Consider the following 714-nt stretch of genomic DNA (forward strand, 5'->3'; position numbering starts at 1 on the left):
GGGGCTGACGTAGATTAGCAGTTATGCTAGGCTACGAAAATGCAGATAACCAATTGTAAATTAAGCAAGAGAGTTCAAAAGAAACTACTTGAATTTTTTGTACTCCAAGTTACCGCCCGTTCCGCTGCCGATATTTTGGGCATTCAGCCCAACTCCGCTATTCTGTTCTACCGCAAAATTCGTATGGTTATCAGCCATTATCTAGCCTTGGTTGCCGATGAGGTTTTTGAGGGCCCTATCGAGTTGGACGAAAGCTATTTCGGCGGACGGCGTAAAGGCAGACGTGGTCGCGGCGCGGCAGGAAAAGTGGTTGTCTTTGGCATTCTGAAACGCAACGGACGGGTCTATACCGTTGTCGTAGATAATGCCAAGTCCGATACTTTGATGCCTGTTATCAAACAGAAAATCATGCCGGACAGCATTGTTTACACGGATAGTCTGAGCAGCTATGACAAGCTGGACGTGAGCGGTTTCATCCATTACCGTATCAACCATTCCAAGGAATTTGCCGACCGTCAGAACCACATTAACGGCATTGAGAACTTTTGGAATCAGGCAAAACGCGTCTTACGCAAATACAACGGAATCGATCGCAAATCGTTCCCGCTGTTCTTGAAAGAATGCGAATTTCGATTTAACTTCGGCACACCGTCTCAACAGCTTAAAATCCTGCGGGATTGGTGTGGAATTTAGGGCTAATCTACGTCAGCCCCT

Annotated in this window: 1 protein-coding gene; it reads left to right on the forward strand. The window is 46.6% G+C overall.

The window, feature by feature from the left end; genetic code table 11:
• The first annotated feature begins 39 nt into the window (after positions 1 to 39).
• The gene (locus ACTHTU_RS11125) at positions 40 to 693 is read left to right on the forward strand and encodes an IS1595 family transposase (RefSeq protein WP_440362582.1); all 654 of its coding nucleotides are present in this window, start codon (positions 40 to 42) and stop codon (positions 691 to 693) included.
• Positions 694 to 714 lie beyond the last annotated feature (21 nt).

This window comes from Neisseria sp. P0020.S005 (assembly GCF_051957055.1).
GTDB lineage: Bacteria > Pseudomonadota > Gammaproteobacteria > Burkholderiales > Neisseriaceae > Neisseria > Neisseria subflava_A.

Coding starts and splice junctions, on each gene's coding strand:
- ACTHTU_RS11125 (WP_440362582.1), top strand. CDS start 40: ATGCAGATAACCAATTGTAAATTAAGCAAGAGAGTTCAAAAGAAACTA.